Genomic DNA, 21,790 nt, shown 5'->3' with positions numbered 1-21,790 from the left:
CAATCTCGCACCCGCGCTGCCAAAAACAGCGCGTCGGCTTCTATACTTAAGCGGTTAAATCACAAAGGAATCCCACTATGTCTCCATGGAAAACAGTTGTTGCCAGCCTGAGCGCCTTTCTTTCCGTCGCCTGTAGCACCACGCCGCCAAAGAACGTCACGGTGGTGGAAAACTTCGACAGCCAGCGCTACCTCGGCCAGTGGTATGAGATCGCCCGCCTCAACCACCCTTTTGAGCGCGGTCTGGAACAGGTGACGGCAAACTACAGCCCGCGCGAAGATGGCGGTCTGAAAGTGATTAATCGCGGCTACAACCCGAAAAAACAGCGCTGGCAGGAGAGCGTCGGCAAAGCCTACTTTACCGGTGAGCCTCAGCGTGCCGCACTGAAAGTCTCCTTCTTCGGCCCCTTCTACGGCGGCTATAACGTCATCGCCCTCGATCCCGACTACCGCTATGCGCTGGTCTGCGGCCCGAATCGCCACTATCTGTGGATATTGTCACGCACCCCACAACTGGAGCCGGGCGTGAAAGAGAAGCTGGTGGATCAGGCGCGTCGGGATGGATTCCCGGTCGAAGAGTTAATCTGGGTCAAACAGAAATAGTACAGAGGCGGGCAAGCCGGTATGAAAAGCCTTTCGTACCGGCCGGAATAACAGGTTACTTCGTGCTGTTCTGAATCGCCTGGCCGCCCGCTTCGACATCTTCACCGACACCACGAGTGGTATTACAGGCCGTCAGCAGTGAAGAGAGCACCAGTACAGAGAAGATTGTGACAATACTTTTCTTTAACATGACAATGTCCTTTTTGATGGATGTAAAGTACAGCGTTTTAAGCATAGCCGGATTTCCGACGCTTGCCGCTGGCATCCCCACAAAAGTAACAATCAGTTAACGTCAGTTTGCCGCACGCGAGATGGCACCACCCAGGTGGGAGACATCTTCGCCAAAACCGTGGAATGTGTTGCAGGCGCTCAGCGCAGAGGAGACCAGCAACGCGAACGCGATTAATTTTGCCAGCTTGATCATTTTTTCTCTCAGACAAGAAAAAGGCGCATCAGAGGATGCGCCTGCGAAACTTATTTCACACGTGACACGTATTCGCCAGAGCGGGTGTCAACTTTCACCACCTCGCCCTCCTGCACGAACAATGGCACTTTCACCACTGCGCCGGTAGAGAGTTTAGCTGGCTTGCCGCCGGTACCTGCGGTATCACCTTTCAGGCCTGGGTCGGTCTCAACTACTTCAGCTTCGATAAAGTTCGGCGGCTGAACGGCGATTGGACGGCCATTCCACAGCGTCACGATACACTCAGCGTTATCCTGTAGCCATTTGGCCGCATCGTTTACCGTCTTCTCTTCAACCTGGAACTGCTCAAAGCTTTCCGGGTGCATGAAGTGGTAGAACTCACCGTCGTTGTACAGGTAGTTCAGGTTAGTATCGACTACGTCTGCACCTTCGGCGGAGTCGGTAGATTTAAAAGTTTTCTCAACGCGAGAACCCGTCAGCAGGCGACGCATTTTCACACGTGCGAATGCCTGACCTTTACCCGGTTTAACGAACTCACTGGATTCGATGGCATAAGGCTCGCCTTCGAACATGATTTTAAGACCGGGACGGAAATCGTTGCTAGAATAAGTCGCCATGAAGGCCCTCTACGAAAATTGATACTGGTACTAAGCCAAAAAAATGGCACACATTGTAACCCTAAAAACACCTTCCAGAGAAGATTGGTTGCAGCAACTTGCGGATGTTGTCACTGAACCTGATGAATTACTGCGGATTTTAGCCCTTGATCAGCACCCCGGACTGGCTGAAGGTGCGGAGGCGCGGCGTCTTTTCGCCCTGCGCGTTCCCCATGCGTTTATCCGCCGGATGAAAAAAGGGGATGCCCACGATCCGCTGCTGCTTCAGGTGCTGACCCGCCGCCAGGAATTCATCGATGCGCCAGGTTATAGCACCGATCCGCTGGATGAACAAAGCAACGTTGTCCCCGGCCTGCTGCATAAATATCGCAACCGCGCCCTGCTACTGGTAAAAGGCGGCTGCGCCGTCAACTGCCGCTACTGCTTCCGCCGTCATTTTCCCTATCAGGATAATCAGGGTAACAAGCGCAACTGGCAGGCGGCACTGGACTATATCGCCGATCATCCCGAACTGGATGAGATCATTTTCTCCGGCGGCGATCCGCTGATGGCGAAAGATCATGAACTCGCCTGGCTGATCGCGGCGCTGGAGCAGATCCCGCATCTGAAGCGGTTACGCATCCACAGCCGTTTACCGGTGGTGATCCCGGCGCGTGTCACCGATCGGCTCGCTGACATGCTGAGTCACACCCCTTTGCAGGTGATCATGGTGACGCACATCAACCATGCGCAGGAGATTGATGAGGAGCTGCGCGAGGCGATGAGCCGCCTGAAGCGGGCCGGCGTTACCCTGCTGAACCAGAGCGTTCTGCTGCGCGGCGTCAATGATGACGCGCAGACGCTGGCGGCGCTGAGCAATGCGCTGTTCGACGCCGGCATTCTGCCCTACTATCTGCATGTGCTTGACAAGGTGCAGGGCGCAGCGCATTTTTTTGTCTCAGATGAAGAGGCCCGTCAGCTGGTCCGCGCCCTGTTGTCGCAGGTATCAGGCTACCTGGTGCCGAAGCTGGCGCGTGAAATCGGTGGAGAGCCGAGTAAAACGCCGTTAGATTTACAGTTACGTCAGGAGTAACTGCCCTGTAGCCGCGCTGGCGGCTACAGTACTGCCCGATTAAACAAGGATGTTTATGTGCGTAATTCTGGTCATTGATGACCATCCGGCAATTTGCTTTGCCGTCAAAGCCGTGCTGGAAAAAGAGCCGGGCTTTACCGTGGTGACGTCGCGGGGAGGCCAGGTGCTCTCCCAGCTCCATCAGCAGACGCCCCAGTTGCTTATCCTCGACATCGCGCTGGATAAAGAAGATGGGCTGCTGCTGCTGCCCCGTATCCGGGAGCATCATCCCGACTGCAAAGTCCTGATCCATAGCGGCCTGCCGGTGCAATGCTACGCGGAACGCGCCCTGCGCGCTGGCGCCGATGGCTTTATCAGCAAACAAACTGCCCTGCTGCACCTGGTCCCGGCCTGTCATCTGCTGCTGAATGGTTATGCGGTTTTCCCGGCGGCGATCGCCCTCACCTCACAGACTGACACGACGCACGATCAGCAGCAGCTGCTGGCGAAGTTTTCCAATCGCGAGCTGGTGGTGTTGCGACTGTTACAGGAGGGCAAAAGCCAGAAAGAGATTGCCGATCAGCTGGCCCTGAGCCATAAAACCGTCAGCACCTATAAAGCCCGGCTGCTGGAAAAAAGCGGCGCGCGCTCAATTGAGCAGCTAACGGCATGGCTTGAAGGGGATGGCGCGTCATAATGAAAAGCATTGTGCTGCTCTGGCTGCTGTTATGCATTTGCCACGTGGCGCAGGCTGCCGAGCCACGCCAGCTCCTGTCGCACACGCAACTCTCGCTGGAGAATCCGGGGCTGACCCAGCAGGAATGGCAGTGGATCTATAGCAAGAAGGCGCTGCGATATGCCGCCTGGCGGCCCGTGAGTCCCCCTTTTGCCCTGATCCCCGGACGTCAGGACTACAGCGGCATCGTTGCCGATTACCTCGGCATTATCGCCTTTAATCTACGTCTGCCGGTGACGGTGACGCTGTATGACAACCGTGAAGAGGCGTTACGCGCGCTGCGGCTCGGTACCGCCGATGTGATCGCGTTTGCCCAGCGTGACGCGCCGTTTTCCCATCTGGCATTGAGCCAGCCGTGGAGCACCTCATTGCCGGTGCTGGTCAGCAGAAAAGGCAGCGATGCGACGCCAAACGCGGCGCTGCGGATCGGCGTTGATCACGATGACAGCGATGCGGAGAAGGAGAAAAAGCGGTTTCCCGCCGCCCGCTTCATTCCCTTTGACTATACGCGCGAGGCACTGGAGGCGCTGACGTATGACAAAATCGATCTCTACCTCGGCAACCGAACCGCGACGCAATATCTGATTAATCAGGAGAACCTGAAAGAGTTTGATATGCAGGTCCGGGACGGTGCGCCTGCGCGGACCTTTGCCTTTGCCGCCCTGCCGGAACAGCGGCAATGGATCGAGATTATCAACAAACTTCTGGCCCGCATCCCTGCCTCAACCCAGGCGGAAATTCAGCGGCGCTGGCGTGGCGGATCGGCCGCCAGCGACGGCAAAGCCCTCAGACCGCAACTCAGTCAGTTTGAGCAAAAATGGCTGAGCCAGCATCCGCAGGTGACGGTTTCGGTGCTCGATAACAACTTCCCGCTGAGTTACACCGACCAGCAGGGACAGCTTCAGGGCATTATCGCCGATGTGCTGGCGGCAGTGCAGAGACGCGCCGGCCTGGAGTTTGTGATTCACCGCGAAAAAAATCTCAGCGATGCGTTTACCTCGCTACGCAGGGATGAGAGTCAGGTGCTGGCGGGAACCTCCCTCTATAGCGCGCAACAGCAGGGCCTGCTGGCCTCGCGCGCCATCTTTTACTCCTCCCGCACTCTGGTGGTCCGCCAGGACGCGGCTTCAGATGCCCCGCCCCGGCGCCTGGTCTATCTGGATGGCGAGCAGCCGGAAGATAAATTGCGTGAGTACTATCCCACCAGCCAGTTAATTGCGGTAAAGGGCTGGCAGCAGGGGCTGGATAAAATTGTGCGCGGCGAAGCCGATGCCATGCACATGCCGTTGATCGTGGCGAAGCCGCTGATTGAAGCGCGTTACGCGAAACAGCTCCGGCTGGTGCAGGGGTTGTGGCATGAACCGCTGCGGCTGGTGCTGGCGACCTCAGATAAACAATATACGTTAGCCAGTATTCTCGACAAAACGCTGATGAGCCTGCCGCCCGAGGAGATGAACGCCATCATCAGCAGTGACAACGCCCGGTTGCCCGCCCCGGCACCCGCGCTACATCTGCCGCGCGCGATCCCCTTCGGCTGGCTGCTGCTGATCGTGCTGTCAGCAATAATCAGCGTCAGCTGGCTGCTCTGGCGTTATCAGCGTCAGCAGACGATGTTGCAGCAGGCCCGGCATCGCATCCGCCAGCAAAACGCTTTTCTGGCCACGCTCAGCCATGAGATCCGTAATCCTGTCAGCGCGATTAGCGGGATGCTGGAGCTGCTGCGTCAGCAGCGTGCCGAAGCCCGCGGCGATGATGACGCCCTGCGCGTCGCTCATGAGGCGACCGAGTCGCTGCTGAGTCTGACCAGCGAAATTCTCGACTTCACCCGGCTGGAAGCGAACCGCCTTATTCTGCGACCGGAGCCGCTGTCACTGCGGGCGCTGCTGGAATCGATCGCGGCGATCTATGAGACCATCGCCCGCCAGAAAAATCTGCGCCTGCTGCTGGCGATCGATGCCGCACTGAACCCTAAAGTGCTGGCCGATCCCCTGCGCCTGCGGCAGATTGTGATCAACCTGCTGGGCAACGCCATAAAATTTACCTCAGCGGGTGACATCAGGCTGGAAGCACTGGCCGATGAGCAGCCGCAGGGGCTGCTGCACGTCACGCTACGGGTCCGGGACAGTGGCGCAGGCATCGATCCAGCCACCGCCCAGCGTCTGTTTCAGCCTTTTTCTCAGGGGGAGAACGAGGGGCCGGCTCAGGGCAGCGGGATGGGGCTCTATATCGCCCGATCACTGGCCCGCATGATGGGCGGCGATCTCATCCTGCAAAGCGAACCAGGAGCGGGATCGACTTTTATTGTCACCTTACAGCTGCGGCTGGTGGAGGAGTCTGACACCGCAGCGTCGGTTATTCCGCCACCCTCTCCCGCCTCTTCAGCCCGGCGTACCCTCTGCGTCCTGGTGGTGGACGATCAGCCAGCGAACCGGTTTCTGTTGCTGCAACAGCTACGCTGGCTGGGCCATAAGGCGATTGAATGTACCGATGTGCAGCACGTGGCGGAGTATGTTACCCGCTACGCTCCTGAACTGGTGATCACCGACTGCCATATGCCCCAGCTCAGCGGCTTCACGCTGACGCGCAATCTGAAGCAGCGCTGGCCGAACCTCACCATCTGGGGGATAACCGCCGACCGCGATAAACCGCTGCCGGAAGCGGCGGCGGCGGCCGGTATGGCGCTCTGTCTCGCCAAACCGCTGACGCTGGAAGCCCTACAGCAGCAACTGAATCACTTCATTCAGCCTGTGGCGACCCTCTGGTCGCCCGACGCACTGCCCGCCGCCCTGCTTTCTGGCGAGAATTATCTTCCCTTCCTTCAGATGCAAATCACCGCGCTGGATGAGGCGCTGGAGGATCTGGCCCGCTGGCAGCAGAGCGGAGAGCCGCCTCTCAACGCCACGCTGCATCGTCTCTATGGTGGCGTTTCGCTGCTGGGCGCAACCCAGCTGGCCGCCTGCTGCCAGCAGCCCAGCTATCCACCCGAAGTGCTGGAGGAACTGATCGGCATCACCCGGGCATTGCGTCAGGAACTGATCGAGGAGACTACAAAAATCCGGGAGAGTCTGACAGCAAAGTGAGTCTGGTCTGACATTGAGACGCCGCAGGCAGCCGCCTATTATCGTGCTCACCAGAGGAAGCCAGGGTGGCCCTCAAGGAACCTAATCAGGAGCACGATCATGAAAAAATCAACCGCTATTGCACTGACTCTTATTATGGCACTGGGCGCAGCAAGCGCTGCACAGGCCTCTGTCTCAGCCTGTACCGCTATCAATAGCGCCAAGCTGAAGAAAGAGATCACCATGGCCAATAAATATGGCAACACCGCGAAAGCCGCGGCGCTGGAAGAAGCACTGGCCAATATCGAAACCAGCTGCGTAGCTAAAGAGCTGAAAGAAGCGCAGGAAAAAGTGACCAAACTTGAGAAGAAACTGGTTAAAGCCCAGAAAGAAGTGGCTGAAGCCCAGGCTGACCTGCAGAAAGCTCAGGCTCAGGGTAAAACCAGCAAAATCGTTAAATATCAGAACAAAATCGCTGAAAAACAGGCGAAAGTTGAACAAATCACTTCTGAGCTGGAAAGTGCTCGCGCCAGCCTTGCTGCGCTGAACAGCTAATTATCCCGCGTCTGACGGCAAAAACGGAAGCTATGGCTTCCGTTTTTTACATTCTGCTCAGCATGTTACCCCTCATCCTGCTTTTATTGCTGTTGCCACTGAGTGCAATGGCCGATAGCGCCGCAAAAATCACCATCTTCGTCAACCATCTCTATAAAGGGAACGTTGCGTTGCAGGTGATCAATAAGCGCCCCTGTCTGCGGCGGGCACTGCTGGAAGAGTGGAATGTGCTGGATACTCAACTGGCTGAACCGATCTGGACCGCAGAAGGCTGTCTTGATCCTCACTCACCTGCGCTGGAAAATGAGGTGTTCCGTTACCGGGCCGATCTCAGCATGCTGACGCTGACGCTGCCGGAAAACTGGTTTGACTCCCAGCTTGGCGGCGTGACCACCAGCCGCTGGGATGATGGTATCAACGCCCTGTTCACCAGTTACAGCCTGAACGTCGATCGCCAGCGCGCATTAAGCGAGTGGGATGAAGGCGGTGAATCGACGACGCTGGATTTCAACAGTGGTCTGAACGTGGGTCCGTGGCGGGTACGCTATCAGAATACGCTGTGGAACGACCCCAGCGATCACGGCTCCTATACGCGCTCGGCCGCACTCTGGCGCAGCATTACCCCGTTGCGCGCCCGGCTGACATTGGGTGACGCCACCTCTTCTGACGCGGTGTTTGCCTCACTGCCCTGGCGCGGAGTGTCGCTGGTCAGCGATGAGAGCATGTATCCCAATAGCTGGCGACGCCAGGCACCGTGGATCACCGGGTATGCGCGCTCCGCCGCAACGGTCACGCTCTATCAGGGCGGCACCCAGATCTATCGCACCCAGGTTGCGCCCGGCTCGTTTACTATCCGTGACTACCTGCCCGTCAGTACCAGCAGTAGCAGCACAATTACCCTGCAAATTGAAGAGAGTGACGGGACAGAGCATACCCGGCTGCTGCCCTGGGTCTCGCTGCCCAATCTGGTGCATAAGGACGTCATTAACTACGAAGCCCTGGCGGGTCACTACCGCACCACCTACAAAACCAGCCTGCCGCAGCCAGCGTTCTGGCAGGGCACACTCTCCACCGGTGTCGCCCAGGATTTAACCCTGTTTGGCGGCGTGCAATCCTCTGCCGGCTATTACAGCGTGGCGGGCGGAATGGGTCTCGCCCTGCGCAGTGACAGCACTCTCTCATTTGATGTGACCCAGTCCCGCGACAGCAGCGAGCAGACCGCGGGTAAAGGCAGCATCTGGCGTCTGCGCTACGCCAAAGCCTTTTTCAGCAACAACACCAGCCTGAATGGTGTGGTGGCTTACTATCCCGCTGGCAGTCACTTTCATACGCTGGGAGAGAAGATCAGTCAGGCGAGTTATCGCAGCGACAGCCTGGATAACCGGCGCTGGCGCGCTGAACTCAATCTCAGTCGTAATTTCACTGAAGACGCCACGCTGACCCTGGGCTGGGCGCAGCAGTCAGGACGAGCGCCCGGCAGCCACACCCGCAGCGCCAGCCTCGATCTCAGCGCCGTCTGGGGCGAGGTCGACATCACACTCAGCGCCAGCCATAGCCGTTTTGGCCACGCGCTGGCCGAAAATAGCCTGGCGCTCAGCCTGAGCATGCCGTTCACCTTTGGTACCAATTACCTTACCGCCAGCCACGTCACGCAGATAGAGCGGGCCGGTGCGGTGACGCAGGGGGTGGAACTGGACGGCACGGCGTTCCGGGATTTCAGCCTGCGCTATGGTATGGGTGCCTATACCACGCGCGAGGGAAGCGAGCGGCTCACAGGCAACGCGGGTTACCGCTATAACGCGGGCGAAGCCAACGTCAGTTTTGAAAATGGCAGCCGGCAGCGTCTGTTACATGGTGACGTGAGCGGCAGTTTGATGTGGCATGCGGATGGTATCACCGCCGGGCAAACGCTGGGCGAAACCATGGGGTTAGTGACCATGCCCGCCAGCGCACAGGGCGGAGTTTACAATCAGTTCGGCACCACTACCGATAGCCAGGGCCGCATGGTGGTCAGCTATCTGACGCCGTGGCGCGTCAATAACATCACGCTGGACAGTTCAGCGATGGCGAAAGAGACGAAAATGGAGGTCAGCCGGCTGGAAGTGGTGCCGACGCTGGGGGCGATTGTGCGTGCTGACTTTGTGCCCGCGACACCAGAGGTCCGGCGCGAGGCGGCCCGCTAAGAAGGTCAGCGCCAGAGAGGCTGGCGCTGGCGGGTACTATCTCAGGGACACTTGTAGACCTGTCCGGTCATTTTGCTGTCGAGTGGCGCGAACGCCGACAGCAGATTCTGCGTCGGGCTGGTTGCGCCATAAATCACATTGCCGCCCATCTCCGCCGCCCGGTTACGCAGATCGTTTGCCGCGCCGCGCAGCGCGCTGGTTTCACCACCTGCCCCGCTCAGCCAGTTGCTCTGTGAGCCGGTGATATTGCCCAGCAGCTGACAGTTGTTGCCAGGCTGCTGATCGGTAAAGGTCACGCGCTGGCCTGCCGAAGAGAGTTGCGTAGAGCTGCTACAGCCCGCCAGCAGCAACGCGCCAGCCGTCAGTCCGAGCAAGAGGTTAATCCGCATTGTAATCCCCATTTATTATCATCAGAGTCGGGTGGCAGCGTAGCAGAAAAAGATCTTATTTTTCTGAACATTCATTGCCTTACTCCCGTTATATCGTCTCAATATTTCATACCGGCTGTCAGCTGGCGGAACTGCCCGTCTCAAACAATGAATGAAACCAGTGAATCCATAACAGTCAGCGTGCAGACAGCGGGAAATATCGAGAGGAAAGACGAACGATTGCGCCACTACTTATACTATTTTCCGGCCCAAAAGAAAAACCCCCGACCGTTTCCGATCGGGGGTTTCTGCTGACTTAAGCAGTCAACGGCAATTACATCATGCCGCCCATACCGCCCATGCCACCCATACCGCCAGCGCCGCCGCCTAAATCAGGTGCGTCGCCTTTTGGCAGGTCAGTGACCATACATTCGGTGGTGATCATCAGACCGGCAACAGAAGCCGCGTACTGCAAAGCAGAACGGGTGACTTTGGTTGGGTCCAGGATACCGAAGTCGATCATGTTGCCGTACTCTTCAGTCTGCGCGTTGTAACCGTAGTTACCGTCGCCCGCTTTCACGTTGTTGGCAACCACAGATGGCTCTTCACCGGCGTTAGAAACGATCTGACGCAGTGGAGCTTCCATTGCGCGCAGCGCAACTTTGATACCAACGTTCTGATCTTCGTTCTGACCACGCAGGTCGGCCAGCTGAGCTGCAACGCGAACCAGCGCCACACCACCACCAGCAACCACGCCTTCTTCAACCGCAGCACGGGTCGCGTGCAGGGCATCTTCAACGCGGGCTTTCTTCTCTTTCATTTCAACTTCAGTCGCTGCGCCCACTTTCAGAACGGCTACGCCGCCTGCCAGTTTCGCGACGCGCTCTTGCAGTTTTTCTTTGTCGTAGTCAGAAGTGGCTTCTTCGATCTGCTGACGAATCTGGGTAACACGACCCTGGATTGTCGCTTCTTCACCCACACCGTCGATGATGGTGGTGGTGTCTTTGTTGATCACGACACGTTTTGCCTGACCCAGATCTTCCAGCGCCGCTTTTTCCAGCTCCATACCGATCTCTTCAGAGATCACGGTACCACCGGTCAGGATAGCAATATCCTGTAGCATGGCTTTACGACGATCGCCGAAGCCTGGCGCTTTAACCGCAGCCACTTTCACGATGCCGCGCATGGTGTTGACCACCAGCGTCGCCAGCGCTTCACCTTCAACATCTTCCGCGATGATCAGCAGTGGTTTGCCCGCTTTCGCAACGGCTTCCAGTACTGGCAGCATTTCACGGATGTTAGAAATCTTCTTGTCAGCCAGCAGGATGAACGGAGATTCCAGTTCAACCGCACCGGTTTCTGGCTTGTTAATGAAGTAAGGAGACAGGTAGCCACGATCGAACTGCATACCTTCAACCACGTCCAGCTCATCCTGCAAGCCGGTGCCTTCTTCAACGGTGATCACGCCTTCTTTGCCCACTTTCTCCATCGCCTGAGCAATCAGTTCGCCCACGGTTTCATCGGAGTTAGCAGAGATGGTACCGACCTGCGCAATCGCTTTAGAGTCTGAACATGGCACAGACAGCGTTTTCAGCTTATCAACCGCAGCGATAACCGCCTGGTCGATACCGCGCTTCAGATCCATCGGGTTCATGCCCGCTGCGACCGCTTTCAGGCCTTCGGTGATGATAGACTGCGCCAGCACGGTCGCTGTGGTGGTACCGTCGCCCGCCGCGTCGTTCGCTTTAGAGGCTACTTCTTTCACCATCTGCGCGCCCATGTTCTCGAACTTGTCTTCCAGTTCGATCTCACGTGCGACAGAAACGCCATCTTTGGTGATGGTGGGTGCACCGAAAGATTTATCCAGTACCACATTGCGGCCTTTTGGACCCAGGGTAACTTTCACTGCATCTGCCAGTACGTTCACGCCACGCAGCATTTTTACGCGTGCGTCATTACCGAATTTTACGTCTTTAGCTGCCATTTTAAATATCCCTTAAATTCGTTTCGTTCAGTGAATTACGCGAAAAAATTACGCTTCAACAACCGCCAGAATGTCGCTCTCAGAGATGATCAGCACCTCTTCGTTATCGATTTTTTCGGTTTTCGCGCCGTAACCTTCGTTAAAGATCACGATGTCGCCAACCTTCACGTCCAGCGGCTTAACGTCGCCACTCTCAAGGATGCGGCCGTTGCCGACAGCCAGGATTTCACCACGGGTGGATTTACCGGCTGCGGAACCGGTCAGCACGATGCCGCCAGCTGATTTAGCTTCAACTTCTTTACGCTTGACGATAACGCGATCGTGCAATGGACGAATTTTCATTTGATAGCTCTCCTTTGAGAAGTCCAATCATTCAGTTTTGGGGTTGAACACCGGGCTGCATGGCTTCCGGCCTCGTGACCAAAGAGATAGGGCCGCCCCCACCCACTTTCAAGGGGGCCGACAACAAATTTTTTAACCAGAAATGATAAGTGATGGCTTTTCGAGCAATTGCGGCAGAAAGGCGGCGGGAAACAAAAACGCAACCCGGAGGTTGCGTTCTGAACGATCATGGCGGCAATCAGCGATCGTCAGGATCGTCACGGTGTTCCAGCCGATCGCTGTTTTTACGCTCAAACTCGCCATCCATGGTGTAGCCGCTGTCCGGGCCGGCACCCGGTCCGCGCCAGACGCGCAGATGCGGCATCAGCTTCAGCGTCAGATGCTTTTGCACCGGCGGCAGCAACAGCAGCAGGCCGAGCAGATCGGTAAAGAACCCCGGCAGCAGCAGCAGGAAGCCTGCGATGATCAGCGACACGCTTTTGATCATCTCACTGGCCGGACTCTCGTTGCGCGCCAGCTTCTCCTGCATCAGCATGAAGTTCTTCATACCCTGATTTTTGACCAGCGACACCCCGATGCAGGAGGTGAAGATCACCAGCAGCATGGTCAGCAGCACGCCCATGACGTGGGCGACCTGAATGAAGAGTGAAATCTCAATCCAGGCGAGGACAAAAAAAACTAATAACGGTATCCAGCGCACCGTATTCTCCTGTAAGTAGGGCTGAACGGCAGCGTGCCGGTCAGCAGAAAGCGTTCATCTGAGTGATGATAAGAAAAGAGATGGGCATTCGCGCCGTCCTTTTCAACCGATGCTGCCAAATTTATCCTGTGGGGTTAATTTTGTAACCAACTTCACATATCGTTAACCAGACGGCAGCATTAAGCGATCTGCGTGCGTGCTTTTCTGGTGCATCAGAATATGATCGTGCTCGCCAATGTGAAGATGGATACCATGTCGGCACGGGCTCACCACGACGAAATAAACCCCTCCGGTGTGAGGGTTAGCGGCAATAACAAGAAGGTTATCATGGCGAACAACATTCGTATCGAAGAAGACCTGCTGGGTATGCGCGAAGTTCCGGCGGATGCCTATTATGGCGTTCATACTCTGCGTGCGATTGAAAATTTTTACATCAGCAACAGCAAAATCAGCGACATACCTGAATTTGTCCGCGGTATGGTCATGGTGAAAAAAGCGGCGGCGATGGCGAATAAAGAGCTGCAAACCATTCCGCGCAATATCGCTGATACCATTATTCAGGCCTGCGACGAAGTGCTCAACAAGGGCCGCTGCATGGATCAGTTCCCCGTCGACGTCTATCAGGGCGGCGCCGGTACCTCGGTCAACATGAACACCAATGAGGTGCTGGCGAACATCGGTCTTGAGCTGATGGGCCACCAGAAGGGGGAATATCAGTACCTTAACCCCAACGATCATGTGAACAAATGCCAGTCCACCAACGACGCCTATCCGACCGGTTTCCGCATCGCGGTTTACAGTTCGCTGCTGAAACTGCTGGATGGCATCACGCAGCTGAGCGAAGGGTTCGAGCGTAAAGCGGATGAATTCCAGACCATCCTGAAGATGGGCCGTACCCAGTTGCAGGATGCGGTGCCAATGACGCTCGGCCAGGAGTTCCACGCCTTCAGCGTGCTGCTGAACGAAGAGACCAAAAGTATTCTGCGCACCGCTGAACTGCTGCTGGAAGTGAACCTTGGTGCCACGGCTATCGGCACCCGGCTGAACACGCCAGATGGCTATCAGCACCTGGCAGTGCAGCGTCTGGCGGAGGTCAGCAACCTGCCGGTAGTGCCGGCGGAAGATCTGATTGAAGCGACCTCCGACTGTGGTGCCTATGTGATGGTGCACTCGTCGCTGAAACGCCTGGCGGTGAAGCTCTCCAAAATCTGTAACGATCTGCGCCTGCTCTCTTCCGGTCCGCGCGCGGGCCTGAACGAAATCAACCTGCCTGAGTTGCAGGCGGGTTCCTCTATCATGCCCGCTAAAGTGAACCCGGTGGTGCCGGAGGTGGTCAACCAGGTCTGCTTCAAAGTGATCGGCAACGACATTACCGTCACCATGGCGTCTGAGGCGGGACAGTTGCAGCTGAACGTGATGGAGCCGGTGATTGGCCAGGCGCTGTTTGAGTCAATCAGCATTCTGACCAACGCCTGCTACAACCTGCTGGAGAAGTGCGTCAATGGCATTACCGCCAACCGCGCGGTGTGTGAGGCTTACGTTTTCAACTCCATTGGTATCGTCACCTACCTCAACCCCTACATCGGCCACCACAACGGCGACATCGTCGGCAAAATCTGTGCTGAAACCGGGAAAAGCGTGCGTGAGGTGGTGCTGGAACGCGGCCTGCTGACCGAAAGTGAACTGGACGATATTTTCTCGGTACAGAATCTGATGTACCCGGTTTATAAAGCGAAACGTTATACCGATGAAAACGAGCAGTAAGGTTTAACTGGCGCAGCTTAACCAAAGGCACACCGCGATCAACATGGTGTGCCTTTTTTTTTGCTACACAGCACTCCCGGATTTCACCGGCCTCATTTTCAGGAGTCATTCATGTTTGTTGTTGAGCTGCTTATCGTCCTGATGGCGATCTGGTTGGGCGCGCGCCTTGGCGGCATTGGCATCGGGTTCGCCGGCGGAATGGGCGTGCTGGTTCTGACGCTGGGTTTTGGTCTGGCACCCGGCGCGATCCCGTTTGATGTAATTGAAATTATCATGGCGGTGATCGCCGCTATCGCCGCCATGCAGGTGGCGGGCGGCATGGATTATCTGGTGAGTCTGGCGGAGCGGCTGCTGCGTCGCCATCCGCGCCACGTCACGCTGCTGGCTCCGCTGGTGACCTATCTGATGACGCTACTGGCCGGAACCGGTCATACCGCCTTCTCTACGCTGCCGGTGATTGCGGAAGTGGCGAAAGAGCAGGGCGTCCGCCCTTCCCGTCCGCTGTCGATCGCCGTTATCGCCTCGCAGATTGCCATTACCGCCTCGCCGATTTCGGCCGCGGTGGTCTTCTTCGCCACGCTGCTGGAGCCGCGCGGTGTCAGCTACATCACGCTGCTGGCGATCGCCATCCCCTCAACCATGGTTGGCCTGTTCCTGGCCGCGCTGGTGACCAACTTTCTCGGCAAGGAGCTTAAGGATGATGAGGTTTATCAGGCGCGGCTCGCCAAAGGGGAAGTCATGCTGCGCGGTGCCAGCGTTTATCAGGCAAAACCGGGTGCGAAAAAATCGGTGCTGCTATTTCTGACAGGCATTGTCGCGGTGGTGCTCTATGCCACGGCCACCAGCGCCAGCGTCGGGCTGATCGCTAATCCGCCGCTGCCACGTAATGAAGCGATTGTGGTGTTTATGCTGACCATCGCCACCCTGATCAGCCTGACCTGTAAACTCGATACCAGCGAGATCCTCAGCGCCAGCACCTTTAAATCGGGCATGAGCGCCTGTATCTGCGTGATGGGCGTCGCCTGGCTGGGTGATACCTTTGTGAAGGCGCATCTGGCGGATATTCAGATGCTGGCGGGTGACGCGCTGAAGACCTATCCGTGGACGCTGGCGCTGGTGCTGTTTTTCGCCTCGATGCTGCTCTACTCACAGGCCGCGACCACCAAAGCGCTGATGCCCGCCGCCCTGCTGCTGGGCGTGACGCCGCTCACCGCCATCGCTTCCTTCGCCGCGGTCTCGGCGCTGTTTGTGCTGCCGACCTACCCGACCCTGCTGGCCGCCGTCGAGATGGATGACACCGGCTCCACCCGGATTGGCAAGTTTGTGTTTAACCATGCCTTTATCATTCCGGGCGTCCTTGCCATCACGCTTTCGGTGCTGGCCGGGTTTATCTTCGGCGGGATCATGCTCTAGCGCAATAACCGCCTTGCTGACTGAGCGTGCTATCATCGGCGCTCTTTTAAACAGGAGCCACAGGATGAACGCCGTTGTGATCCTTTGCACCGCACCTGACCAGGCCACCGCGCAGCGTCTGGCTGACCTGGCGCTGACCGCCAGACTGGCGGCCTGCGTCACACTGCTGCCGGGTGCGACCTCATATTATCTCTGGCAGGGCCAGCCTGAGCAGAGCAGCGAAGTGCAGATGCTGCTGAAGAGTGACAGCGAGCATCAGCAGGCGCTGTGTGATCTGCTTAAAGGCGCGCATCCTTACGTGGTGCCCGAACTGCTGGCGCTGCCGGTTCAACATGGAGACAGTGAATACTTGTCATGGCTGCACGCATCTCTCGCTTAATTACGCTACTGCTGGCGCTGTTTGTCTGCATGCAGGCGCAGGCGTCACTCTTTTCCAGCCCGGCCGCCAGCCGCTTTGTGCCGGTCGATCAGGCCTTTACTTTCGACTTCGACCAGCAGGGCGCGCAGCTCAACCTGCACTGGAAAGTGAAATCGGGTTATTACCTCTATCGTCAGCAGATCCACATCACGCCGCAGAAGGCGACGCTCGCGCCTTTCACGCTGCCAGCCGGTCAGCCCCATGAGGATGAGTTTTTTGGCAAAAGTGAGATCTACCCGCAGGATCTGACGCTGCCGGTGACGCTGCAACAGGCGGGCAGTGGGGCCACGCTCAGCGTTACCTATCAGGGGTGTGCCGCCGCCGGATTCTGTTATCCGCCGGAGACGCGCAGCGTTCCGCTGAGTGCGGTGGCAGCCAGCAGCACCGTCGCCGCGCCGGTCAGCGCATCGCCCGCGCCCGCCAGCCCGCTGCCCTTCTCGCCGCTCTGGGCGCTGCTGATCGGCATTGGCGTGGCGTTTACGCCCTGCGTGCTGCCGATGTACCCGCTGATCTCCGGCATTATCCTTGGCGGATCGCGCCACTATTCGCTGGGCCGACTGTTCGCGCTGGCGATGCTCTATGTGCAGGGGATGGCGCTGACCTACACGCTGCTGGGGCTGGTGGTCGCCGCGGCGGGCCTGCGCTTCCAGGCCGCGTTGCAGCATCCTTATGTGCTGATGGCGCTCTCGCTGCTGTTTATCCTGCTGGCGCTGTCGATGTTTGGTCTGTTTTCGCTGCAACTGCCCGCCAGCCTGCAAACCCGCCTGACGCTGTGGAGTAATCGCCAGCAGGGCGGATCGCTGCCTGGCGTCTTTTTCATGGGGGCGCTGGCGGGATTGATCTGCTCGCCCTGCACTACCGCCCCGCTCAGCGCCATCCTGCTCTATATCGCTCAGAGCGGTAATCTGTGGGCCGGTGCCGGCACGCTCTGGCTCTATGCGGTCGGGATGGGATTACCGCTGATCGCTGTCACCCTGTTTGGCAATAAGCTGCTGCCAAAGAGCGGTCCGTGGATGCAGACGGTGAAAGAGGGTTTTGGCTTTGTCATCCTGGCGCTGCCGGTGTTCCTGCTGGAGCGGGTGCTGGGTGAAGCCTGGGGAGTGCGGCTCTGGAGTCTGCTCGGCGTGGCGTTCTTTGGCTGGGCCTTCAGCATAAGCCTGCGCGCCAGCGGCGGTAAATGGCGGCTGGTGCAGATTACCATGCTGGCCGCTGCGCTGATCAGCGCCCGTCCGTTACAGGACTGGGCCTTTGGCGCGCCAGCAGCGCAGCAGGCCGCTGCATCGCTGTCGTTCCAGCCGCTGGGATCGCCGCAGCAGTTGGACAGCGCGCTTCAGCAGGCTAAAGGCCGCATCACCATGGTCGATCTCTATGCTGACTGGTGCGTCGCCTGCAAAGAGTTTGAAAAATATACCTTCAGCAACAGCGCGGTGCGTGACCGCCTGGATCAGCTACAGCTGTTACAGGCCAACGTCACCGCCAACAGCGCCAGCGATAATGCGCTGTTGCAGCATCTTCAGGTGCTGGGCTTACCCACTATTTTGTTCTTTGACGCGCAGGGCCGGGAAATCGCCGGTTCGCGCATCACCGGGTTTCTCAATGCCGCCGACTTCCAGGCGCATTTGCAGAAACTCACCCCGTAAACAACACTGGACAGGTCATTGCCCGGTGAGATTGCCGGGCCTGCATACCAGAGGAGAGTCACTTGCAGCGTGAACAGATACTCGAGCATGCATTGAATGTGCTTGAACAGAACGGCCTCGCCGCCACCCTCTCATTGGAAACCCTCGCAGGGGCGGAGTTAAAACCAGAACAGCTCCGGCAGTTCTGGCCCGACCGCGACGCCCTGCTCTATGATGCGCTGCGCTATCACGCGCAGCAGATTGATACCTGGCGACGTCAGATCCTGCTGAATGAGGCGCTGTCGCCGGAGCAGAAGCTGATGGCGCGTTATGAAGTGCTCAGCGAGCATGTCAGCAAAGGACGCTTTCCGGGCTGTCTGTTTATCGCCGCCTGTAGCTTCTATCCCCAGCCCGACCAGCCCATCCATCAGCTGGCCGAACAGCAGAAGCGCGCTTCCTGGCAGTTTACACATGACATCCTGCTGGATCAGGCGCTGGATAACCCCAGCATGGTGGCCGATCAGATGGAGCTGATCCTGGAAGGCTGTCTCAGCAAGTTACTGGTGAAGCGTAACGTGCAGGATGTGGCGACCGCGCAGCGGCTGGCGGAGGATGTTTACAGCATCGCGTTGTGCCGGAAAAATGGTGCGCTGGCCTGAGGTTTTACCCGCTTTGACTGAAAAGCAGGCAATCAGTCACGTTTTGCGGGGTTTTTTAGTGAAAGCCGTTGACGGCCCGCGGCCTTTACGGTTTAATGCGCCCCGTTGCCCGAATAGCTCAGTCGGTAGAGCAGGGGATTGAAAATCCCCGTGTCCCTGGTTCGATTCCGGGTTCGGGCACCAAAATTCATATGAACGGACCTCCTCGGAGGTCCGTTTTTGTTTGCGCTGAGCGCAGGGATCTTGACCTTTTCCCCTCGCAAATCAATCTGACAGGCAACTACTGATTCCCCGGATGTTGCGGCAACAGGATAAGGCGCTGATGCCGAATTGCCGCTATTCTGGCATCTCCGAAATAGCAGCCATCCGGTAAAAACCAGCCCGGCAATATTGCTCAATATTGATCGCCGGAACAGACTGGTAAATGGGTGAAGCCGGGCTTGCTGGCCATATAAACAGGCGCACATGAAGGTTGTCGAAGCTGCGGCGTATCGACCGCCTGCTCATTTTCTACTACGCGCGGCTGTTGTTGCGTTTTCACGGCGGTGCTCTTCTTCTTATGCGCTTTCAGCGCGTTGCGAGTAGTTTCCGGCTGGCGACTTCCTGCGCCACCATACCCGGAACAGATCCGTTTTGACTGACTCAGGGTGCCGTCATGACACATAAAACGCCCATCCGATGTGCAGTAGGCTATGCCGCCTTTTGCGCCTGAACAGGGTTGCCTGCCACGAGCCGCATCAGCCGGCAGCGTGGCAAATACACCTAACAACACAATAAGCAGTACTTTTTTTATCGCGCTATCCATTATTAATATCCTTATTTGCGGGACCGTCTCGCCAGTTCACCCTTTTGTCATCACCCGTAAAAGATAGACTTGTTCACCCGCTAAGGCAGCAGACGGGCGATCAGCTCAAAAAACCGCTCTTCATCAAACCGCTGTCGTGGCCTGCCCTCGGGCGAAATAAACGTCCAGTCGCTGATCTGGCCGGCGCGCATAAACAGGCGGCCCAGGCACGAAACAGGCGAGCAATATTGGTTGGGTGTTTTATTTCTGACTTGTAGAGATCGTTGTTCAGATTATTTCCGGTTCTGTCAAAGAAAAGACTAATATGCAGTGTCTTACAACACGGCATATCTGCCAGCCTGTTTTCGCCCTGACAGAGTTCATTACGGCAGGCCCTTTCCAGGTTCTCCTGCTGCCGGCAGTTTTTTCCGACCAGCGCAGCCTGTGACGGCAGACGGCCCTGCGTTGGAAATTCCGGCGGGTACCAGACCCGATCCGTGGTTACTTCAGACATACTTTCGGCTCCTTCATTTTTAGCGGCAGTTTTATCGGATAGTTAGCACTGGCGGGGGACCAGCAGCTGGTGGTGACTTTGACCTCATCACAGGGCAAAAAGTGGACCGTAATACCGCAGGTTTCCTGTCCGGTATAATCAGGAACTGACGCAACTGTACTATGTTGCTTTTTTTGTGAATCAATCTGGCGTTTCCAAGCTTTGTATTTTTCTCTATCAGCAAAACCCGGAAAACCTTTCGATCCTCCAACCCCTGTTTCCCAGTCAATTCTAACTGTCATTCCCGGCTTCCAGACATCCGGCACGCCGTAGCAGCATCCACCGCCGCCGCCATCAAAAGGGCCGATAATATCAATACCCGACTGCCCGTTGACGCTGAAGTGGTTGATGGCCCACCGGGTGTGGTTAATGGCTTTTATTGTTCCCGTACCTCCGCTTTGCGTCTGCGCTTCAGCCTTGGGCTGACTGCATCCGCTCAATAAAAAAAGACCCAGAATCATGCTATATATCGTTATCTTCATCCTTATTTCCCTTTTATTTTTTCTTCCAGGTAAAACTAAAATAATTTAATTGTGGCGCTGACCGACAGAATTAAATCATCTTCACTCATGATAAATCTTTATGCAGGTTATTTTCGATACTGCTAAAAAACTGATGAAGAACGTTGCGGAAAAACTGAATGCTGCGGCCCGCAGAGTGGGTCCCATAAACCGGGCGAGTCATTGCAGCACTTTTCAGTGCGGCATATCTGCCAGCCTGTTTTCGGCCTGACAGCGTTTATTGCGGCAGGCCCTTTCCAGGCTCTCCTGCTGCCCGCAGTTTTTTCCGACCTGCGCAGCCTGTGACGGCAGACGGCCCTGCGTTGGAAATTCCGGCAGGTACCAGACCCGATCCGTGGTTACTTCGGACATACTTTCGGCTCCTTCATTTTCAGCGGCAGTTTTATCGGATAATTAGCACTGGCGGGGGACCAGCAGCTGGTGGTGACTTTGACCTCATCGCAGGGCAAAAAGTGGACCGTAATACCGCAGGTTTCCTGCCCGGTATAATCAGGCAGCGGCACTGTTTTGCTATGTTGCCGATTTTCGGCCTTCATTTTTTTTTCCCAAGCAAGATACTTAGCGTCATCTCCAAATCCAGGAAACCCATCGGTATCTCCACGTCCAGTTTCCCAGTCTACTCGAACTGTCATTCCCGGCTTCCAGACATCCGGCACGCCGTAGCAGCATCCACCGCCGCCGCCATCAAAAGGGCCGATAATATCAATACCCGACTGTCCGTTGACGCTGAAGTGGTTGATGGCCCACCGGGTGTGGTTAATGGCTTTTATTGTTCCCGTACCTCCGCTTTGCGTCTGCGCTTCAGCCTTGGGCTGACTGCATCCGCTCAGTAAAAAAAGACCCAGCATCATGCTATATATCGTTATCTTCATCCTTATCTCCCTTTTATTTTTTCGCCCGGGTAAAAGTTAAAAAAATTTCATTGTGGCGCTGACTGACAGAATTAAATCATCTTCACTCGTGATAAATCTTTATTCAGCTTATTTTCGATACTGCCAAAGGACTGATGAAGAGCTTTGCGGAAAAACTGAATGCTGCGGCCCGCAGAGGGGATCCCATGGACCGGGCGGGTCATTACAGCACTTTTCAGTGCGGCATATCTGCCAGCCTGTTTTCGGCCTGACAGCGTTTATTGCGGCAGGCCCTTTCCAGGCTCTCCTGCTGCCGGCAGTTTTTTCCGACCAGCGCAGCCTGTGACGGCAGACGGCCCTGCGTTGGAATATCAATATCGTCAGCGGGACGGCCTGCTCAGGTCCTCGTCGCCCTCAAACGCCAGCACGTCGAGCCCTGCCTCACAGCCCTTCACCGCCAGCAGGTGGTGGCGGTGGCTGAAGTGGACTAAAGAGTCTGTAGTCATGGGCTCTCCCCCGGGACGGCCCGTTGTGTCCAGTTAATGCCTGTTTCTGGCTTCCATTTGCCGGATTTCAGCCATCTCTTC

22 protein-coding genes, 1 tRNA gene and 1 pseudogene are annotated in these 21,790 nt (G+C 56.8%); 12 read left to right on the top strand and 12 right to left on the bottom strand.

All coding sequences use genetic code 11. The annotated features are described in order from the left end of the window. Positions 1-77 precede the first annotated feature (77 nt). A complete protein-coding gene (locus tag ACCW71_RS12240) occupies positions 78-602 on the top strand; it encodes a lipocalin family protein (RefSeq protein ID WP_436371700.1) in 525 nt (174 codons plus the stop codon). Positions 603-657: 55 nt separating this feature from the next. On the opposite strand, the gene ACCW71_RS12235 is transcribed toward ACCW71_RS12240, so the two are convergent. From ACCW71_RS12235 to efp, 3 genes are all read right to left on the bottom strand, one after another. Continuing rightward, on the bottom strand, positions 658-792 hold the full coding sequence (locus ACCW71_RS12235; protein WP_436371698.1) for an entericidin A/B family lipoprotein: 135 nt from the start codon (positions 790-792) through the stop codon (positions 658-660). Positions 793-894: 102 nt separating this feature from the next. Then, complete coding sequence (locus ACCW71_RS12230; RefSeq protein ID WP_436371696.1) at positions 895-1,026, bottom strand: entericidin A/B family lipoprotein; 132 nt, start codon at positions 1,024-1,026, stop codon at positions 895-897. A gap of 50 nt (positions 1,027-1,076) precedes the next feature. After that, positions 1,077-1,643, bottom strand: coding sequence for an elongation factor P (gene efp / locus ACCW71_RS12225; RefSeq protein ID WP_436371694.1), 567 nt, complete (start codon positions 1,641-1,643; stop codon positions 1,077-1,079). A 43-nt stretch (positions 1,644-1,686) separates the two neighbouring features. On the opposite strand from efp, the gene epmB reads away from it, so the two are divergent. From epmB to ACCW71_RS12200, 5 genes are all read left to right on the top strand, one after another. Continuing rightward, positions 1,687-2,715, top strand: coding sequence for an EF-P beta-lysylation protein EpmB (gene epmB / locus ACCW71_RS12220; protein WP_436371692.1), 1,029 nt, complete (start codon positions 1,687-1,689; stop codon positions 2,713-2,715). Between the two features lie 55 nt (positions 2,716-2,770). Next, on the top strand, positions 2,771-3,391 hold the full coding sequence (locus ACCW71_RS12215) for a response regulator (RefSeq protein ID WP_436371690.1): 621 nt from the start codon (positions 2,771-2,773) through the stop codon (positions 3,389-3,391). Continuing rightward, positions 3,391-6,510 (top strand): ATP-binding protein, encoded by a 3,120-nt coding sequence (locus ACCW71_RS12210; RefSeq protein WP_436371688.1) that lies wholly within the window; start codon positions 3,391-3,393, stop codon positions 6,508-6,510. The genes ACCW71_RS12215 and ACCW71_RS12210 overlap by 1 nt, the downstream gene beginning before the upstream one ends. Positions 6,511-6,609: 99 nt before the next feature. Beyond that, positions 6,610-7,044, top strand: a complete 435-nt coding sequence (locus ACCW71_RS12205; protein WP_436371686.1) for a DUF1090 family protein — start codon at positions 6,610-6,612, stop codon at positions 7,042-7,044. A gap of 32 nt (positions 7,045-7,076) precedes the next feature. Then, positions 7,077-9,227: a fimbria/pilus outer membrane usher protein gene (locus tag ACCW71_RS12200; protein WP_436371684.1), complete on the top strand. Its 2,151-nt coding sequence runs from the start codon at positions 7,077-7,079 to the stop codon at positions 9,225-9,227. Between the two features lie 41 nt (positions 9,228-9,268). On the opposite strand, the gene ACCW71_RS12195 is transcribed toward ACCW71_RS12200, so the two are convergent. The 4 genes from ACCW71_RS12195 to ACCW71_RS12180 form a co-directional block, all read right to left on the bottom strand. Beyond that, positions 9,269-9,616 (bottom strand): DUF4156 domain-containing protein, encoded by a 348-nt coding sequence (locus ACCW71_RS12195; protein ID WP_008925394.1) that lies wholly within the window; start codon positions 9,614-9,616, stop codon positions 9,269-9,271. Between the two features lie 313 nt (positions 9,617-9,929). Then, entirely contained in the window at positions 9,930-11,579 is a 1,650-nt protein-coding gene (groL, locus tag ACCW71_RS12190) for a chaperonin GroEL (RefSeq protein ID WP_436371682.1), read from the bottom strand. 48 nt (positions 11,580-11,627) lie between these two features. Beyond that, positions 11,628-11,921 (bottom strand): co-chaperone GroES, encoded by a 294-nt coding sequence (locus ACCW71_RS12185; protein WP_436371680.1) that lies wholly within the window; start codon positions 11,919-11,921, stop codon positions 11,628-11,630. 238 nt (positions 11,922-12,159) lie between these two features. After that, positions 12,160-12,621, bottom strand: coding sequence for an FxsA family protein (locus ACCW71_RS12180; RefSeq protein WP_436371678.1), 462 nt, complete (start codon positions 12,619-12,621; stop codon positions 12,160-12,162). Between the two features lie 327 nt (positions 12,622-12,948). On the opposite strand from ACCW71_RS12180, the gene aspA reads away from it, so the two are divergent. From aspA to ACCW71_RS12150, 6 genes are all read left to right on the top strand, one after another. Beyond that, positions 12,949-14,385 (top strand): aspartate ammonia-lyase, encoded by a 1,437-nt coding sequence (gene aspA / locus ACCW71_RS12175; RefSeq protein ID WP_436371676.1) that lies wholly within the window; start codon positions 12,949-12,951, stop codon positions 14,383-14,385. 111 nt (positions 14,386-14,496) lie between these two features. Then, the gene (locus tag ACCW71_RS12170; RefSeq protein WP_436371674.1) at positions 14,497-15,798 is read left to right on the top strand and encodes an anaerobic C4-dicarboxylate transporter; all 1,302 of its coding nucleotides are present in this window, start codon (positions 14,497-14,499) and stop codon (positions 15,796-15,798) included. A 64-nt stretch (positions 15,799-15,862) separates the two neighbouring features. Then, positions 15,863-16,177, top strand: coding sequence for a divalent cation tolerance protein CutA (cutA, locus tag ACCW71_RS12165; RefSeq protein ID WP_436371672.1), 315 nt, complete (start codon positions 15,863-15,865; stop codon positions 16,175-16,177). Then, on the top strand, positions 16,153-17,856 hold the full coding sequence (locus tag ACCW71_RS12160) for a protein-disulfide reductase DsbD (RefSeq protein WP_436371670.1): 1,704 nt from the start codon (positions 16,153-16,155) through the stop codon (positions 17,854-17,856). The genes cutA and ACCW71_RS12160 overlap by 25 nt, the downstream gene beginning before the upstream one ends. A 62-nt stretch (positions 17,857-17,918) precedes the next feature. Then, entirely contained in the window at positions 17,919-18,494 is a 576-nt protein-coding gene (gene dicD / locus ACCW71_RS12155; protein WP_436371668.1) for a division control transcriptional repressor DicD, read from the top strand. Between the two features lie 107 nt (positions 18,495-18,601). After that, positions 18,602-18,677, top strand: a tRNA-Phe gene (locus ACCW71_RS12150). Between the two features lie 211 nt (positions 18,678-18,888). Here ACCW71_RS12150 and ACCW71_RS12145 read toward each other — a convergent pair. The 5 genes and pseudogenes from ACCW71_RS12145 to ACCW71_RS12125 form a co-directional block, all read right to left on the bottom strand. Next, positions 18,889-19,299 (bottom strand): hypothetical protein, encoded by a 411-nt coding sequence (locus ACCW71_RS12145; protein WP_436371666.1) that lies wholly within the window; start codon positions 19,297-19,299, stop codon positions 18,889-18,891. A 205-nt stretch (positions 19,300-19,504) separates the two neighbouring features. Further along, a pseudogene (locus ACCW71_RS12140) lies at positions 19,505-19,792 on the bottom strand (DUF2235 domain-containing protein); the annotation flags it as partial. Continuing rightward, on the bottom strand, positions 19,780-20,313 hold the full coding sequence (locus tag ACCW71_RS12135; RefSeq protein WP_436371664.1) for a DUF3304 domain-containing protein: 534 nt from the start codon (positions 20,311-20,313) through the stop codon (positions 19,780-19,782). The gene ACCW71_RS12135 and the pseudogene ACCW71_RS12140, both read right to left, overlap by 13 nt. Positions 20,314-20,526: 213 nt before the next feature. After that, positions 20,527-20,703, bottom strand: a complete 177-nt coding sequence (locus ACCW71_RS12130) for a hypothetical protein (RefSeq protein ID WP_436371663.1) — start codon at positions 20,701-20,703, stop codon at positions 20,527-20,529. After that, entirely contained in the window at positions 20,691-21,224 is a 534-nt protein-coding gene (locus tag ACCW71_RS12125; RefSeq protein ID WP_436371661.1) for a DUF3304 domain-containing protein, read from the bottom strand. The genes ACCW71_RS12130 and ACCW71_RS12125 overlap by 13 nt, the downstream gene beginning before the upstream one ends. Positions 21,225-21,790 lie beyond the last annotated feature (566 nt).

The sequence above is a fragment of the Pantoea sp. C2G6 genome, assembly GCF_051336815.1.
Classification (GTDB): Bacteria; Pseudomonadota; Gammaproteobacteria; order Enterobacterales; family Enterobacteriaceae; genus Pantoea.
Note: the sequence above shows the minus strand (reverse complement) of the source record. Positions and strands in the feature narration are given on the sequence as shown.